14 protein-coding genes are annotated in these 15,343 nt (G+C 68.5%); 7 read left to right on the top strand and 7 right to left on the bottom strand.

Translation table 11 applies throughout. From position 1 onward, the window contains the following. The first annotated feature begins 2 nt into the window (after positions 1–2). Positions 3–1,283, top strand: coding sequence for a DUF4167 domain-containing protein (locus tag MKK50_RS06380; RefSeq protein ID WP_499021176.1), 1,281 nt, complete (start codon positions 3–5; stop codon positions 1,281–1,283). 136 nt (positions 1,284–1,419) lie between these two features. Here the strand turns inward: MKK50_RS06380 and MKK50_RS06375 are convergent, their stop codons facing one another. The 3 genes from MKK50_RS06375 to MKK50_RS06365 all read right to left on the bottom strand — a co-directional run bounded on the left by MKK50_RS06375 (position 1,420) and on the right by MKK50_RS06365 (position 6,637). Further along, positions 1,420–3,213, bottom strand: a complete 1,794-nt coding sequence (locus MKK50_RS06375) for a hypothetical protein (protein ID WP_499021174.1) — start codon at positions 3,211–3,213, stop codon at positions 1,420–1,422. Positions 3,214–3,329: 116 nt separating this feature from the next. Continuing rightward, positions 3,330–5,228, bottom strand: coding sequence for a flagellar hook-associated protein FlgK (flgK, locus tag MKK50_RS06370; RefSeq protein WP_499021172.1), 1,899 nt, complete (start codon positions 5,226–5,228; stop codon positions 3,330–3,332). A 26-nt stretch (positions 5,229–5,254) separates the two neighbouring features. Further along, entirely contained in the window at positions 5,255–6,637 is a 1,383-nt protein-coding gene (locus tag MKK50_RS06365) for a flagellar hook protein FlgE (protein ID WP_253367083.1), read from the bottom strand. Between the two features lie 233 nt (positions 6,638–6,870). On the opposite strand from MKK50_RS06365, the gene MKK50_RS06360 reads away from it, so the two are divergent. From MKK50_RS06360 to MKK50_RS06350, 3 genes are all read left to right on the top strand, one after another. Then, positions 6,871–7,338, top strand: coding sequence for a BLUF domain-containing protein (locus MKK50_RS06360; protein ID WP_253367084.1), 468 nt, complete (start codon positions 6,871–6,873; stop codon positions 7,336–7,338). Positions 7,339–7,399: 61 nt separating this feature from the next. Next, on the top strand, positions 7,400–7,852 hold the full coding sequence (locus MKK50_RS06355) for a response regulator (RefSeq protein WP_253367085.1): 453 nt from the start codon (positions 7,400–7,402) through the stop codon (positions 7,850–7,852). A gap of 135 nt (positions 7,853–7,987) precedes the next feature. Continuing rightward, on the top strand, positions 7,988–10,336 hold the full coding sequence (locus MKK50_RS06350; protein ID WP_499021170.1) for a putative bifunctional diguanylate cyclase/phosphodiesterase: 2,349 nt from the start codon (positions 7,988–7,990) through the stop codon (positions 10,334–10,336). A gap of 39 nt (positions 10,337–10,375) precedes the next feature. Here the strand turns inward: MKK50_RS06350 and dusA are convergent, their stop codons facing one another. The 4 genes from dusA to MKK50_RS06330 all read right to left on the bottom strand — a co-directional run bounded on the left by dusA (position 10,376) and on the right by MKK50_RS06330 (position 13,120). Next, positions 10,376–11,398, bottom strand: coding sequence for a tRNA dihydrouridine(20/20a) synthase DusA (gene dusA / locus MKK50_RS06345; protein WP_499021168.1), 1,023 nt, complete (start codon positions 11,396–11,398; stop codon positions 10,376–10,378). Between the two features lie 314 nt (positions 11,399–11,712). After that, the gene (locus MKK50_RS06340; RefSeq protein WP_499021166.1) at positions 11,713–11,913 is read right to left on the bottom strand and encodes a hypothetical protein; all 201 of its coding nucleotides are present in this window, start codon (positions 11,911–11,913) and stop codon (positions 11,713–11,715) included. 328 nt (positions 11,914–12,241) lie between these two features. Further along, complete coding sequence (locus MKK50_RS06335; RefSeq protein WP_253367090.1) at positions 12,242–12,394, bottom strand: hypothetical protein; 153 nt, start codon at positions 12,392–12,394, stop codon at positions 12,242–12,244. A 126-nt stretch (positions 12,395–12,520) separates the two neighbouring features. Beyond that, positions 12,521–13,120 carry an urease accessory protein UreE gene (locus MKK50_RS06330; RefSeq protein ID WP_499021164.1) on the bottom strand — a complete coding sequence of 200 codons (600 nt, stop codon included), beginning with the start codon at positions 13,118–13,120 and terminating at the stop codon, positions 12,521–12,523. Positions 13,121–13,351: 231 nt separating this feature from the next. Between MKK50_RS06330 and MKK50_RS06325 the strand changes: the two genes are divergently transcribed. The 3 genes from MKK50_RS06325 to MKK50_RS06315 all read left to right on the top strand — a co-directional run bounded on the left by MKK50_RS06325 (position 13,352) and on the right by MKK50_RS06315 (position 15,303). Then, positions 13,352–13,621 (top strand): YMGG-like glycine zipper-containing protein, encoded by a 270-nt coding sequence (locus MKK50_RS06325; protein ID WP_253367094.1) that lies wholly within the window; start codon positions 13,352–13,354, stop codon positions 13,619–13,621. A 201-nt stretch (positions 13,622–13,822) separates the two neighbouring features. Further along, on the top strand, positions 13,823–14,548 hold the full coding sequence (locus MKK50_RS06320; RefSeq protein ID WP_253367096.1) for a TerB family tellurite resistance protein: 726 nt from the start codon (positions 13,823–13,825) through the stop codon (positions 14,546–14,548). Then, positions 14,545–15,303, top strand: a complete 759-nt coding sequence (locus MKK50_RS06315) for an N-acetylmuramoyl-L-alanine amidase (RefSeq protein WP_499021161.1) — start codon at positions 14,545–14,547, stop codon at positions 15,301–15,303. The genes MKK50_RS06320 and MKK50_RS06315 overlap by 4 nt, the downstream gene beginning before the upstream one ends. The last annotated feature ends 40 nt before the right edge of the window (positions 15,304–15,343 follow it).

Here is a 15,343-nt window from a genome sequence, read left to right as displayed (position 1 = left end):
GGATGCGGGGTCGCAATCGGCCCAAGGGTCCGAATCCGCTGACGCGCTCCTACGAGTCGAACGGTCCCGACGTCAAAATTCGCGGCACCGCGCAGCATATCGCCGACAAGTACGCGCAGCTTGCGCGCGACGCTCTCGCGAGCGGCGATCCGGTCGCCGCCGAGAACTACTTCCAGCATGGCGAGCACTATTTCCGGATCATCACCGGCGCTCAGGAGCCCGGCCGTCCGCAGGTCACGCAGGGCTATGCCCGCAACGGCTTCGACGAGGACGAGGAAGGCGACGATGAGACCGGTCAGGGCCAGGGCGCCGAGGGCGGTCGCCAGGGTCTCGGCTACGGCACCGACGAGTACGGCGACCCGACGCAGCAGCCGCAGCCGTTCGAGCGCCACGACTTCGACGGCAGGCCCCAGCGCAACGATCGCAATGATCGCAACCAGCGCTTCCAGCCCCGCGACCAGGGGCGCGAGCGCAACGATCGCAACGACCGGGGCCAGCGCTTCGAGGGAAACCGGCAGGATTATAACCGCGGCGAGCCGCGGCAGGACTTCCGTCAGGATCGCCAAGATCGGCCCGAGCGCCAAGATCGATCCGAGCGCCAGGACCGGCCTGAGCGCCAAGATCGTCAGGACTACCCCCGTCAGGACGGCCCGCGGCAGGATTACCGCCAGGACCGGCGTCAGGACTATCGGCAGGATTTCGGGCAACAGCCCCAAGAAGGCCGTGACAACCAAGGCCGTGACAACCAAGGCCGTGAATCTCAAAGCCGCGACAACCAAGGTCGCGAGCCGCAGGGTCGCGAGAACCGTCGCGACGCTGCCCGCTTCGAGAACGGTCGCGGCGAGTTCCCCGAGGCACCGCGTCAGGAGCCCCGCCAGGAATCGCGGCAAGAAGCACGGCAGGAATCAAGACAAGAGCCGCGTCAGGACACCCGCGCCGAGCCTGCGGCACGGTCCGAGTCGCCCCCGCGTTCCGAAAGCCCGGCGCCGCGGCGTGGGCGGGGTCGTGCGAGCGAGGCCAGCCGCGCCGCTGCGGCCGAGGCCGCCGATCCGTCGGCGCTGCCCGCCTTCCTGATGACAGCGACCCGCAATCCTACGCCGGCCCCCGAGGCCCCGGCCGCGCGATCCGCGCCGGAGCCGCGCGAGGCGGCCCCTGCCGCCGAAGTGCCGTCGTCGGCCGAGGACGCGCCCGCGCCGAAGCCGCGTCGCCGCCGGACCCGCTACAAGGGCCCCGAGGACGAGGCTGCTCCCGAGAAGACCGATACGCCGGACGCGGCCGAGTAAACGAACCAGACGAACGAGCGGCCCGAGGCATCCTCGGGCCGCTTTCGTTTGTGGCTCCGCGCGCGCAGCGTGCAGGGTGAACGATAGAGCATCATCCCGAAAGGCGGCTTCCCGCTTGGATCGAGCGGAAACCGGATCAGCGGAGATAGTTGACGAGGCTCATCTCGGAGAGGATCGAGGTGACCTTGTAGCTCGCCTGCAACTGCGTCTGCAGGCTCAGGAGCTTGGCCGCGACCTCTTCCGTCGAGACCGTATCGACCCCGTCGAGGGAGTCCTGCAGGGTCGCCTTGGTGGTGTTGGCCACCGATTTCGCGTTGGCCATGCTGCTGGCCGCCAGGCCGAAATCGGTGCCGAGCTGCTCCAGGCTCTGCTGGCCGTCGCCCGCGGTGAGCAGGTTCGCCGCCCGGGTGGAGACCGCCTCGAAACGCGCCGTGTCGACCGCGCCGGTCCCGGTGGTGAAGTTCTCCGCTGCCATTGCGGCGATCCCGGCAAGCGTCCGGCGGATCCCCTCCTCGTTGGCCTGCGCGCCGATCTCGACCGTCCGGCTGGTGCCGGCCTGCACGGTCGCCGTCGCCCGCGGGTCGGCGGAGGTGTCGCCCTTGTACCAGATCACGGTCTTGGCGCTTGCCGTCTCGGCGTAGCCGTTGCCGTCCGCCGCGACGCGCCGCGGGCTCAGGCCGGCGGCGGGCGAGCCCTCGAAGAAGTTGAGCGAGGCGCGGCCGGTCGAACTCGCCGAGAGTTCGGTGTTGGCCGCCGTCGTCAGGGCGTTCTGGAGCGAGCGGGAGAGGTTCGCGGTGGTCTCCTCCGGCGTCGCACCGATGGCGAACGTCGTCGCGGAGCCGGAATCGGCGGTCGCGGCGGCGGTCAGGGTGATCGACTTGGTCGTGCCGTCATGCATGCCGAGCTTCAGCGTGATCGTGTCGCCGGCCGAGGGATTGCTGCCGACCGTAAGGGTCGCCGTGGCGGCTCGGCCGTTGGTGAAGGCCGCCGCCACGCCGGGCGGGCTCGCGCTCTGCACGCTGGCGATGTCGGCCCCGCCGAGCGCCCGCTTCAGGTTCGCGGCGGTGTCTTCCTTGGTGGCTCCGATGGAGAAAGCTCCGGCCGCATTGCCCGCCTCGCCCGCACGGGCCGTGAGGTCGAGGGTCTTCTGACTGCCGTCGGCGAGCTGAACCACCACCCGCACCTGAGCGCCCTCGGCAGGCTGCTCGGCAAAGCTCAAGCCGACGTCCGGCTTCGATCCGGCGGCAACGTTCGCGCCGAGCGTGGTGCTGTTAGAACTCGACGCGGCCATGAGGGTGAAGCCGAAATTCGCCCTCGCTTCGGCGCTGGAATCCTCCGACAGACCGATCGTCCGGGGGCCGACGCTCTGTGTCAGGCGGCCGTTGCCCGAGGGGCCGAGATCGGCCTTCTTCTGCTCGGCGATCATGGCTTTGAGGCCGTCGAGGCCCTCCGCCGGAACACCGTTCATGATGGCTTGCTCGGAAACGACCGGCGCCGTGTCGGTCGCCCGCCCCGAGAAGACGTAGACCCCGCCCGCCTGCTGGTTCAGGGCATCGACGGCCGCCGAGAGGTTGTTGGCAGCAAGCTGCACGGTGGTCGCCGGCAGCTTCTCGTTACGGGAAGAGACGATTCCGGTGAGGTTCGAGCGGGTGCTGTCGGAAAGCGACTTGAGCTGCGTGAGGCTGGCGCTCGTCAGTTTCACCCGGGTCTCGGCCGAGCCGATCGCTGCGAGGTAGCCGTCCTGGGCGCTGATCGCCGCGTGCGCGCTCAAGCTCGTCGTGCGCGCCACGCCCAGGCCGCCATAGGTTTCGGCGGTGCGCCCGGTCGAGAGCTGCTGCGCCAGCCCGTCGAGCTGGTTCTTCATGGTGACGAGGCTCGCCGACTGACGGTCGAAGCGGTAGGTGCCGGCGGCGAAAGCGGTGATGGTCATCGGCGGCTCCGTACCTAGAGCATCGTCCCGAAAGCGGGTTGCCGGCTTTCGGAAGAAGATGATGCAAAAACGAAAGGCGAGAGCATCGTCCTGGATCCGGTATCCAGGACGATGCTCTAGATCCTGAGTAGGGTGTCGATCATGTCGCGGGCGGCGGTGAGCACGCGGGCGTTGGCCGCGTAGGCCTGCTGGAGCGCGATCAGGTTCGACATCTCCTCGTCGATGTTGACGCCCGAGGCGGAAGCGAAGCGCCCCTGCGCCGTCGAGAGGGCGATGCTTTGTCCCTCGTCGAGATCCTGCGCCGCCGCCGCCGCCGCGCCCTGCACCGAGATGACGCCCTGGACGAAGTCGGCGACGCTCGACCGCGTCGGGGCGTCGATGCCGCTGATGCCGCTCGACGAGGAGAAGAGACGCTGGGCCCCCGTCAGCGCGGTGAACAGCGCCTGCGGCCGGGTCCCGTCGCCGATTCCGCTCGCCGCGCCCGCCCCGGTGATGCCGACGAGGCTTCCGGCGCTGCCGACCACCGCGGGATTCACGGCGATGCGCTGTGCGAAGCCCGTGAGCTGCGAGCCGCCGTCGAAGGAGCCGGTGTAGAGCGTGGCGGAGGCGCCATCGACGAAGAGCGGAAGCTGCGTGGTGGAGCCCTTGATGTCGCTCGCCGAGGTGACTTGCGTCACGCTGGCGCTCGCCGCGATCAGGGTGGCCCCCCCGCTCGAGAGGATGCGCATCGCGCCGGCCTCGCCGCCCGGCACGCTCGACACCGTGTATCCCCCGCCCAACGCCGCGGTGATCGCGCCGCGGATCTCGTCCGCGGTGCGGGCGGGGGTCGCATCGGGCCGCCGGATCGTGAACGGGATTACCGTGGCGTTCGCGTCGTCTGTGGCGCCGGCGGGAATTGCGGGGGCCGGATTCTGATAGGAGGGCATCAGGATGAGATTGCGCTGCTTGCCGCTCCCGTCCTGTACCGTCAGGGTGATGGCGTTGCCGGCCGAAAGACCGGTCAGGTCGATGTCGAAGCCCCCCTTGGTGCCGTCGGTGGGGGCCGTGCCGGTGGCTAGACGGTCGGACATTGCGCGCGACAGCCCCGCCGCGAGGTCGTCGAGCTGGCGCTGGGCCTGCGGCAACACCGTATCGCGCAGCTCGATTGCAGCGGCGATCGAGCCGGAGCGGATCGCCCCGGAGCCGAGCAGGTCGATCTTGCCGCCACCGGGCGTCGACGCGACGATGGTGCCGACGCCGCTCTGCGACGGGTCGGTGGCATAAAGCGCGTTGGCCGAGAGCGTGCCGCGGGCATCGAAGCGGAGCGAGGCGGCGTTGGAGCGGTCGAGCAGGGTGACGCCGGAGCTGGTCAGCACGCTCACGCTGCCATCACTCTGGGGGACGGCGTTGATGTCGATGAGGCCCGACAGGCTGGTGAGCGCTTGGTCGCGCTGATCCTCCAGTTCGGGGCGGCTCGCGTCGCCGGTCGCAGTCGCGACGATGCGGGTGTTGAGCTTGGCCAGCTGCGCGAGCAGGCCGCTGGCCTTCTCGGTGTCGCTGGCGAGTTGCGATTCCAGCCCCGAGCGCAGGGCCTGCACCCCGTTGGCGGCGCTGCCGATGCGCGTGGCGAGGTCGTTGGCCGCGCTGAGCACCGTCGCCCGTGCGGCCGTCGATGTCGGGTTGGCGGCCAGGGTCTGAAGCGAGAGCGTGAAGTTGTTGAACACCCCGTCGAGCGCCGAGGCGTCTCCGGGTCGCCCGTAGAGCGTGTCGAGCTGCGTGCGGGTCTTCGACATCAGCGAGGTGTAGGCCGCCCCCGAGCTTTCGGCGCGGAGCTGCTTGAGCGCGGCCGCGTCGAGCGCCCGCGCGACCGTGCCGGTGGCGACGCCCGCATTCCCCGAGCCCGACGTGATCGGAGAGAGCGTGCGCCGGACATAGCCGGCGGTGCCGACATTGGCGATGTTCTGCGAGACGACCCCGATCTGAGCCTGCGTGACCCGCAGGCCGGCGGTGGCCGTGCTGAACGCGTCGAGGGCCAAGGCGCTTCTCCTCCCTCAGGGGTTCGTCAGCGGATGACGTTCAAGAGATCGGAGATCATCGTCTGCGCCGTCGACATCACCCGGGTGTTGGCAGAGTAGGCCTGTTGGGTAACGATCATCTTCGAAAATTCCGCGGCAATGTCCGTATTCGACTGCTCGACGTTTGCCCCGACCACGGTCGAATCCTTGAGCCCGCTGATGGCCTCTCCCGAGGCGACGGTCTGCTGGTAGTTGCCCATCGAATCCGGTTTCAGTCCGTCGGGATTGACGAACTGCGCCACTTCGACCCGGGCCAGCCCGATCACCGAGCCGTTGGAATACTTGCCGCTGATGATGCCGTTCTCGCCGACTTCAACGGAGTTCAGCGTGCCGGAGGCGTAGCCGTTCTGCTTGAGGTCGTTGGTCGTCACGGTGCCGGAGGCTGCGGCGTACTGCGTGAGGCCTCCGCTGAGATCGAGGGTGACCTCGCCGACATTGACGCCGTCGACGGTCAGATTGCTGATCGGAACCGTCTTCCCGGTCGGGGCGGTCATCTGCCCGCTGGGGCTGAAGGTGAAGGCCTGGCCGATGTTGGTCCAGCTCGACTGGTTGCCGGTGACGCTGGTCTTGTCGGCGGTGAACAGGTTCCAGGTGTCGCTCGTGCCGGTCGCGGTGTCGGCGGCGGCCACCTTCGCCCACCGGCTCTGAACGCTCACGGGGGCACCCGAGGCGGTGTAGACGGTCAGGGCCGGGCCGGCGATGCTGTTGTCGATGAAGCTCTGCGCATTGGTTTGGGAGACGGTGCCGCCGGTCCGGCCGTTGGTCGGCGTCACCCGCGCGTCGGTCCCGTCGGTGAAGGCGGAGAGCAGGCCCTGCGTCGAGGCGGCGTTGGTCGTGGCGGGGGATTTGGGCAGGTTGGCCGAGTAGGTGAGCGTCGTCGTCGGCTTGGCCGGGATGATCGCGTTCGAGATCTTGATCGGACCCGTGCCGTTGGTCTGGCCGGTGACCGGGTCGAGGCTCGCGCCGACGAGGTAGGCGCCCGCGCTGTTGACGAGGTAACCGTCCTTGTCCGGGGCGAAATCGCCGCGGCGGGTATAGAGGTTGGCGGTGGAGAAGGCCTCGCCGCCGCCGGTATCGGTGGTCTTCTTGCGAACCGCGAAGAAGCCCTGGCCGTCGAGCGCCATGTTGGTGGAGACGCCGGTCGAGACCTTGTTGCCCTGGATCGAGTTGGTGAGCTCCGAGAAGGCGCCGACCGAGCCCGCGGTCTGGCTCTTCGCGTCGCCGTCGACGAGCATGTCGACGAAGCTCGTATCGATGCGCTTGTAGCCGGTCGTCTGCGAGTTCGCGATGTTGCCCGAGATGTTGCTCAGCGAGAAGGACTGCGCCTTCAGGCCCGAAACCGCGGTCTGAAGCGCGGAAAAGACGTCCATGGCGTTCGCTCGCTCCAAAAGACCGCATGAAGCGGTGGATCTGAAGTCGAGAGCGCAACGCGCGTGCCAGAGCTAAGTCATTGGTATCTTTGGAATGGATTTGCCGGGGCTCGGCAGTTTCGGACGGGCAGGCATGGGGCGAGCGGCAGATTCTGCCGGGTCCGGCCGTGTTTACGGCCCGTTATCGCCATCCCCGTTAGTGTCGCCGGGAGTTGTCGTGTCGGACGGGATTCATGAAGAACAAGAGGACGAGCCTCGTCCACCTGATCTACTTCTCACGCCTGACCATCTCGAACGAGCCGGCTCTGCGCGCCAAGCAGATCGGTGACATCACCCGTCAGGCTCAGAAGAAGAACGAGTTCGCCGTGATCACGAGCTTTCTGATCATCGACCAGAATTTCGCGATCCAGGTCGTCGAGGGCGAACGCCAGTCGGTCAACGAGACCTTCCAGCGGATTGCCGCTGATTCGCGCCACCGCGACGTGCAGATCGTCGAATGGCGCGAGATCGCCAAACGGGAATTCGTCAGCTCCTTCACCACGGTGAGCCGCACGACCGCCAACGAGCCGCATTTCGCCAAATCCGGCCTTCTGCCGATGCTGCAGCGGGGCACGCCCAAGGGCAGCGCGATCCACGGCCTGGCCGTCACGCTCCAAGCCGAATCGATGGCCAAGCAGGGCATCGACCATCTGTTCGTTTGAGCGGGTGGGCTGCCGCCAGCCCGCCCTTCAGAGACCCCGTTGAGATGCGACCCCGGACGCCATGAGCGACACGCTTCCCATCCTCATCGTCGATGACCAGCCCAAGCTCCTGCGGCTGATCATCGAGCTGATGACCCGCCTCGGTTTCCCGGACGTCGAGGGCGTATCGGACGCAGCCGAGGCCCTCGTTCGTATGCGGGAGCGCCGCTACGCCCTCGTCATTTCCGATCTCACTATGGAGCCGATGGACGGGCTTCAGCTCCTGCGCGAGATCCGGGCCGACGACAGCCTGATGAACACGCCCTTCATCCTCACCGAGTCCTCGTTCGACTTCGAGGACATCAACCACGCCCACGTCGCGGGCGCCGACGCCTTCATCCTCAAGCCGTTCGACATCAACCTCCTGAAGACGAAGCTGAAGCAGGTGCTCAACCGCAAGCCGCGCCGCCGCGAGGCGCCGCTGCCTTCCGAATCGACGCTGAGCCAGGAATTTCCGCTGCTCGGCAAGTTCTGACCAGCGCCATCCTCGCGCAGAACGCTCCGTCCGATTGCCCTTCCCAAGAAACCGACCTTCGGTTGGCCTTCCGTGAGGCACTCTTAACCGGATCCGGTCATTTTGCCGGGAACGAAAGAAGGGTGTGGACGACCGATGCAGGCGCAGGCCGAAGGTCAGGGAGCCGCAGATCGGGGCAACGGCCAGGACCGCCGCGAGACGCTTGGCGGGCATCTGCTGCGCGCAGGTTTCGGACTGTGCCTGACCGTCGTCGGATTTGCCGCGACTGCGCTGATGGCTTCGCTCTCCGCCGAGCCGGGCCTGAGGCTCACGGTCGTCGGGGGCGCGGCCATCCTTACCAACGTTTTCGTCTGCCTGATTCTGTGCCGGCTCGCCCGCAGCCTCACCCGCGCGATGCAAGCCGCCGAAAGCCTCGTTCGAGGTATCGCCGCCGATCCGACGCCGCCTGCCGCACGAACGGGTCTTGCCGAACTCGACGCCATCCTCGTCACGACCCTCGCACTGCGCACGGCTCGTGACACCCTCGCCGAGCGGGAGAAGGCCGCGCGTCTGCGCCCGGAAGCCCGCATCGCCGAAGCCTTCGCCGGGGGCATCGTCGCCTGCGTGCTGAGCGAGCCCTCCGGCCATATCGCCCTGGCGACCGCGCCCGCCGCCGCGCTCCAAAATCTCCCGGAAGCCGCCTCCGGCGAGGTCGCACTTGCCGACGGGCGCCATCTGCTCGCCGACCGCCATCGGCTCGGTGACGGAGCCGATCTGACCATCCTCACCGACATCACGGCCCTGAAGCACCGCGAGGACGCATTGAGCGATCGTATCGCCCGGTTGAACGCGGCGCTCGATACCCTCTCCCTCGGCTTCCTTCTCTACGATCGCGATCACCGGCTGCTGGTGGTCAACCGCCGCTACCACGAGATCTACAGGCTGCCTCCGGGGGCCGTGACCCCCGGCATGTCGGCGCTGGAAGTGCTGCGTAGCAATGTCAGAGCCGGCGATCAGCCGGACCGGAGCGAGGCCGAGTGCATTGCCGAGATCGGCGTGATGATGGGAGCCGACGCCGTGCCGGCCCAAGTCCAGCATCTCGCCGACGGACGCGTCGTCGCCGTCGAGATCCAGCCGATTGCCGGTGGTGGCTTCGTGGCGATCTACGAGGAGGCGACCGAGCGCTGGAACGCCGAGACCCGCATCGCCCACATGGCCCGGCACGATGCCGTCACCGATCTGCCCAACCGCGTGCTGCTGCGCGAGCGGATCGAGGGGGCGATCACCCAGGCCCGGCGCGAGACCGGCTTTGCCGTGCTCTGCCTCGACCTCGACAACTTCAAGCAGGTCAACGACACCCTCGGTCACGCGGTGGGCGACGAGTTGCTGCGGGCGGTGGCGCACCGCCTCAGGGCTTGCCTGCGCGAGGTCGACACCGTGGCCCGTCTCGGCGGCGACGAGTTCGCGATCATCCAGGCGGGCGTCGAGACGCCTGCCGATGCCGCCACCCTGGCCCGTCGCATCCTCGACGTGGTCAGCGCGCCCTACGCGCTGACCCATCACTCCGTCATCGTGGGCGTCAGCATCGGCATCGCGCTCGCCCCCGGAGACGGGCTGGAACCCGAGCGGCTGATGCAATGCGCCGACGTCGCCCTCTACCGCGCCAAGGATGACGGGCGCGGCGTGTTCCGCTTCTTCGAGGCGCAGATGGATGCCCGCCTCCAGGCCCGGCGTGCCCTCGAACTCGATCTGCGCGCCGCCTTCGAGGCGGAGGCGTTCGACCTGCACTATCAGCCGATCTATGACCTCGCCGAGGAGCGCATCTGCGGCTTCGAGGCGCTGCTGCGCTGGACCCACCCGACCCGCGGCCGGGTCTCGCCGGCCGAATTCGTGCCGCTCGCCGAGGAGATCGGCCTCATCGTGCCCCTGGGCGAGTGGGTGCTTCGCCGCGCCTGCCGTGAAGCCGCAGGCTGGCCGGAGGGCCTCAAGGTCGCGGTCAACGTCTCGGCGGCGCAGTTCACCTCGATCGCGCTGATCGGGACGGTGCAGGCAGCGCTCGCCGCGAGCGGCCTCTCCGCCCGCCGCCTCGAACTGGAGATCACCGAGAGCGTGCTGCTGGTGAACGGCAGCGCCACGGTGGCGATCCTGCACGGGCTGCGTGACCTCGGAGCCCGGATCGCCATGGACGATTTCGGCACCGGCTATTCCAGCCTGAGCTACCTGCGCAGCTTCCCCTTCGACAAGATGAAGGTCGATCAGTCCTTCACCCGCGACCTGACGGTGGAGCAGGGCTCCGGTTTCATCGTGCGGGCGGTGGTCAGCCTCGCCTCCAGCCTCGGGATGACGACGACCGCGGAAGGTGTCGAGACACCGGAGCAACTCGCTTGGCTGCGCGAGGAGGGCTGCGACGAGGCGCAGGGCTACCTGTTCAGCCCGCCGGTTCCGGCGAGCGAACTCCCGACCCTGCTTGAGATCTGGAACGGCCGGAAACGCCGCGCCGCGTGAGGCCGTGATCCGATCGCGCTTGCCGTCGAGCGCGCGGAATCACGCCGCTTCGGAGGCCGGCGGACGTTCCCGGGACACCTTGGCCACCGCCTCGCGCAGGGTGGCGAGGCCCGCCTCCGGGCCCATGCCGGCGGTGGCGAGATGCCGGCGATAGGCCCGCGCGCCGGGCCGCCCGTTGAACAGGCCGAGCATGTGCCGGGTATAGGCATGAAGCCGCAGGCCCCGTTCGAGCCCTGCCGCGACGATCGGCTCGAAGGCCTCGATCGCGGCGAAGGCGTCGGCCACGGGGCCCGGTTCGCCGAACAGTTCGGTATCGACATCAAGCAGCAGCGCCGGCTCGGTGTAGGCGGCCCGGCCGATCATCACGCCGTCGACATCGTCGAGCCGGGCCTTGGCGGCGGCGATGTCGGCGATCCCGCCATTGACCGCGATCGGCAGATCCGGATGCGCCCGCTTCAGCCGGGCGACACGGCCGTAATCGAGCGGCGGCACGTCCCGGTTCTCACGCGGCGAGAGACCTTTGAGCCAAGCCTTGCGGGCATGCACGACGAGGCCGTCGACCCCCGCCGCGATCACGGCGTCGGCCACGGCATCGAGGGCTTGTTCGATCTCCTGATCATCGACACCCAGGCGGCACTTCATGGTCACCGGCACCGAGACGGCCGCCTTCATGGCCGCCACGCAGGCACCCACGAGGTTTGGCTCGCGCATCAGGCAAGCGCCGAAGCGTCCCTCCTGCACCCGATCGGAGGGGCAGCCGACGTTGAGGTTGATCTCGGCGTAACCGAAATCGGCGGCGATCCGCGCCGCCGCCGCAAGGTCGTCCGGATTCGAGCCGCCGAGCTGCACCGCCACCGGCTGCTCGCCGGCGTCGAAGCCGAGCAGCCGCTCCCGGTCCCCGTGCAGCACGGCCCCGGTCGTGACCATCTCGGTATAGAGCCGCGCCCGGCGCGACAGGGTTCGGTGGAACGCGCGGCACTGCCGGTCGGTCCAATCCATCATCGGTGCGACGCTGAAGCGCCATCCGCTGAGTACGTTCAGTTTTTCAGCCGGGGTCGACACGTGCGCCCTGTTCCGTTTCGATGCCGGTTCGCTTCGAGCCTCGTCCTGAGCGGCCGGGGATAAGCCGATGCGGCAAGCGTTGAATTTGCTTGCTTCCGCAGGCTGCAAGCCGTCCGTGAGGACGATGTACGCAATGGCGCGGCCGGATACCACGCATCGGCCAGCCTCAAAAGAGATGAGCACCGCCATTGCGGGACCGGAGCGTTCGCCAGGAGGCGGGCGCAACGGTCGAAGCCGCGTCGTCATCACGCGCGTCGAAACAAATAGCGAGAGGCGCCGACCTGATGCCATCGGGTCGGATCAGCTCTCGGCAGTCACGCACCGTTCGAGGATTGCTGACGCATGGTGCTGTCGGCTGCCATCACGGCATCCACCGCACGTTCGGCGAGTGCGCGGGCGAGATCATGGGGCAGTCGGCCGCTGCTGGGCAGTTGTCTGCTGGTAACGTCATGCTGCGCGATCACGGCGGCCACGGCCCTGATCCGATCTTCGCGGCTTGCTTGAGCCTGCTGCACGTCATCCCTCCTGATGCGGCACCGATTTGAACCGGATTCCGCCTGTGCAACGCCGATGAGAGTGCCTCACAGACGTTTCATCACCGATCGTTTCCTCTCACCGCGACGGCGAAGGGGCGTTTCAGGAGAGACACCAAGTTGAAGCGCTTTGCGCGTTTGCCGGCTCTTCAATACCGGAACGGACGTCCCGTGTCCTTGTCGGGGTCGCAGATCTGCACAAGTTGCAGGCTGGTTGGGGAAGTTTGAAGCACCCCTTTTGCGGGCCATGCGCACAGGCCGCGCACGGTCGAACCAGGGTCTGGTGACGGACCGGATCGCCGCCCGTCTGCTATGATTCTTGGGCGGGCTGCTGATCGCCAAGTCTGAGAATGCTTGCTGCGAAGGCTTCCGCGCTCTCCTTGGTCAAATCGGTGACGACGAGACCTTGAACGGTCACCGCCCAGAGTCCGTCGCCGTTCTGGAAGACGCTGATTTCCGTCATGGCTTCCCCCGGAATTCGACTTCCCGGTTAACCATCACGCTCTGCAACGTGTTCCGGGCCGTGGCGGCGGGGCATGCCCCGCCGCTCACGCGAATCCCAGAGCGTCTCGATGGCGTTCGGAGCCGCTCAGTGTTCGTGGCGGTGGCTATGGCCGTGCTCATGGCTGTGGTCATGCCCGCAGCCTCCGTGGGCGTGGCTGTGACCGTGATCGTGGTCATGATCAGCATGGGCTTCATGAGCATGATCATCATGCGTATGGGCCTCGTGGCCCTGGTGATGATGGTCGTGGCCGCACTGGCTGTGATCGTGCGCAGCCTTCTCCGGCTTGAAGGGGCGGTTCACGGGATGGGCCGAGCAGCCGGCCCCGCGGATCAGTTCGGCGGCGCTGGCCGGCACGTAGAGAACGTCCGCGCCGACCTCCGCGGGGACATGCTCGCCGCCGAGCTGCCAGGCGAGGCGCAGCAGGCGCGCCGGGTTGCCGGCGCGGACCTCCAGAAGCGCTTCCTCGGCGGCACGCACGGCCACGAGGCGCCCGTCTTCGAGCTTCAGCGCGTCGCCGTCCTCAAGGCCCGCGGCACGATCCAGGTTGAGATCGACGGACAAGCCTCCCGCCGTTGTCAGGTGCGCGTGGGCCTGCCCCCGGGCCGCGTGGTCGAGGGTCACCGTATCGACGACGAGATCGGGCCGGACGGCGGCCTTGCGGACGATCAGGCTGGCTTTGGGCATGGTGATCCTCGGACAGAGGCCCGTCGGCAGCGGGCCGAAACCGGGCGATTTTGCAACAGGCGCGCCTTCAGATGGCAGGCGCAGGGCGAAAAGTCATGCGCCGATGCAACCTGCCCCAATCTTGGCCGTTTCATGTGCCGTCGATGGCAGCCGGTGACAAACCAAGGCCAAAACGGTGCCCCGCACCGGCAAATGGCCCGATCGCCGATGCACAAGGGAGTTCGGACCACCATGAAGAGACTCATTGCCGCCGCCCTCGCGGGCAGCCTCGCGCTCTCGCTCGGTGCCTGCAACACGCCTCAGGATCGGGCTCTGGGCGGCGGCGCCCTCGGTGCGGGCCTCGGCGCGGCGGTCGGCGGCCTTGCCACCGGACGTGCGGGCGGCGCGCTGGCCGGTGCCGCGATCGGCGGCGCGGGTGGTGCCATCGCCGGTGCCGCGACGGCGCCGCGCTGCCCCTACGGCACGTTCCGCGACGAGTACGGCAACGTCTACTGCCGCTGATCGCGACGCGGTTCATGGGAAAGGGCCGGGGCGGCGAGCCCCGGCCCTTTCCTTTTGCGATCGGATAACGCGCCGGGCTTGTGCTGCGGTACGCTTTGCGGCGTTTAGCTCCAATGAACGCTCCCGCCGAATGACCTCGGAACCGCTCTTGCCCGCACTGACGCCCCGACTCTCCCGTTCTCCTCGCGCGGGCAGCGCCCGATGAGCACCGGCCTATGGGGCAAGATCGGCGGGGCCGGGATCGGCGTGCTGGTCGGTGGGCCGATCGGAGCGCTGGTCGGATCGGTCGCCGGCCACTTTCTCGTCGATCGCGAGGGCGCGCCCTTCGGCCCGACGCCCCGCGACGTTCTGTTCACGACGGGCCTTGTGGCGCTCGCGGCCAAGATGGCGAAGTCCGACGGTGTTGTGACCGAGTCCGAGGTTCAGGCCTTCGGGCGGGTGGTGCAGGTCGAGCCCGAGGCGCGCGCGGGCGTCCAGCGCCTGTTCGATCTCGCCAAGGCGACGACCGACGGCTTCGAGGCCTATGCCGGACAACTTGCCGCGACCTTCGGTGAGGAGCCGGCCCTGCTGGAGGACGTGCTCGACGGCCTGTTCCACATCGCCACCGCCGACGGGGCGATCCACGAGGGCGAGGAGCGCTACCTGCGCGCCGTCGCCGGGATCTTCGGCCTCGATGAGGCGGCCTTCCGCCGGATCGCCGCCCGGCACGTGCGGCTCGCCGACGACCCCTACCTCGTGCTCGGCCTCGAACGCTCCGCCGACCCCGCTGCCCTCAAGGCGCAGTACCGGCGGCTGGTGGCCGAGAACCATCCCGACCGGGCGCTGGCCCGCGGATTGCCGCCGGAGGCGGTGGCGATCGCGACGCACCGGCTCGCCGCCATCAACGCCGCCTGGGACCGGATCGCGGCCGAGCGGGGGCTGACGTGAGCTTCTCTCCCGACACCCCGCTGGCGCAGGCCGTCATCGCCTCGCCCAATCACGGTGCGCGGGTCGGCGCGGCGCTCGACATGCTGATCCTGCACTACACCGGCATGCCGACGGCGCAGGGTGCGCTGGACCGCCTGTGCGACCCCTCCGCCGAGGTCTCGGCCCATTACTTCGTGTTCGAGGACGGGCGCATCGCCCAGATGGTGCCGGAGGCCGACCGCGCCTGGCACGCGGGCGCCGGAGCCTGGGCGGGCGCACGCGACATCAACTCCCGTTCCATCGGCATCGAGATCGCTCATCCCGGCCATGCCGGCGGGCTCCCGCCCTATCCGGAGGCGCAGATCGCCGCGGTGACGCGGCTTGCCCGCGACATCGTCGTCCGACGCGCAATTCCCGGGTCCCGCATTCTTGCCCATTCCGACGTGGCGCCCGCGCGCAAGGAGGATCCGGGCGAAGACTTTCCCTGGGAGCGGCTGGCGCGCGAGGGCGTCGGGCACTGGGTGCCGCCGGCGCCGGTGCGGGATGGCCGCTTCTTCGCCATGGGCGACACCGGCCAGCCGGTCGAGGCCCTGCAAGCGATGTTGGCCCTCTACGGCTACGAGCAGCCGGTCACCGGCCAGTTCGATGCGGCGATGCGTGCGGTCGTCACCGCCTTCCAGCGCCACTTCCGGCCGACCCGCATCGATGGCGTCGCGGATTCCTCCACGATCACGACCTTGCGTGATCTGATCGCCACCCGGCCGGCGTCAATATAGCCCGGCCGAGGGTTTCGGAAAGAATACCGATCGCCCGGCG

It is taken from the genome of Methylobacterium sp. J-043 (assembly GCF_022829505.1).
Taxonomy (GTDB): domain Bacteria; phylum Pseudomonadota; class Alphaproteobacteria; order Rhizobiales; family Beijerinckiaceae; genus Methylobacterium; species Methylobacterium extorquens_A.
This window is presented reverse-complemented; position numbering and strand designations above follow the sequence as displayed.

Excerpts from the sequence above, each read along its gene's own strand:
- MKK50_RS06360 (WP_253367084.1), top strand. The coding sequence starts at position 6,871 with ATGAAGAACAAGAGGACGAGCCTCGTCCACCTGATCTACTTCTCACGC.
- MKK50_RS06335 (WP_253367090.1), bottom strand. The coding sequence starts at position 12,394 with ATGACGGAAATCAGCGTCTTCCAGAACGGCGACGGACTCTGGGCGGTG.
- MKK50_RS06350 (WP_499021170.1), top strand. The coding sequence starts at position 7,988 with ATGCAGGCGCAGGCCGAAGGTCAGGGAGCCGCAGATCGGGGCAACGGC.
- MKK50_RS06380 (WP_499021176.1), top strand. The coding sequence starts at position 3 with ATGCGGGGTCGCAATCGGCCCAAGGGTCCGAATCCGCTGACGCGCTCC.
- MKK50_RS06330 (WP_499021164.1), bottom strand. The coding sequence starts at position 13,120 with ATGCCCAAAGCCAGCCTGATCGTCCGCAAGGCCGCCGTCCGGCCCGAT.
- MKK50_RS06320 (WP_253367096.1), top strand. The coding sequence starts at position 13,823 with ATGAGCACCGGCCTATGGGGCAAGATCGGCGGGGCCGGGATCGGCGTG.
- MKK50_RS06365 (WP_253367083.1), bottom strand. The coding sequence starts at position 6,637 with ATGGACGTCTTTTCCGCGCTTCAGACCGCGGTTTCGGGCCTGAAGGCG.
- MKK50_RS06375 (WP_499021174.1), bottom strand. The coding sequence starts at position 3,213 with ATGACCATCACCGCTTTCGCCGCCGGCACCTACCGCTTCGACCGTCAG.
- MKK50_RS06325 (WP_253367094.1), top strand. The coding sequence starts at position 13,352 with ATGAAGAGACTCATTGCCGCCGCCCTCGCGGGCAGCCTCGCGCTCTCG.
- MKK50_RS06355 (WP_253367085.1), top strand. The coding sequence starts at position 7,400 with ATGAGCGACACGCTTCCCATCCTCATCGTCGATGACCAGCCCAAGCTC.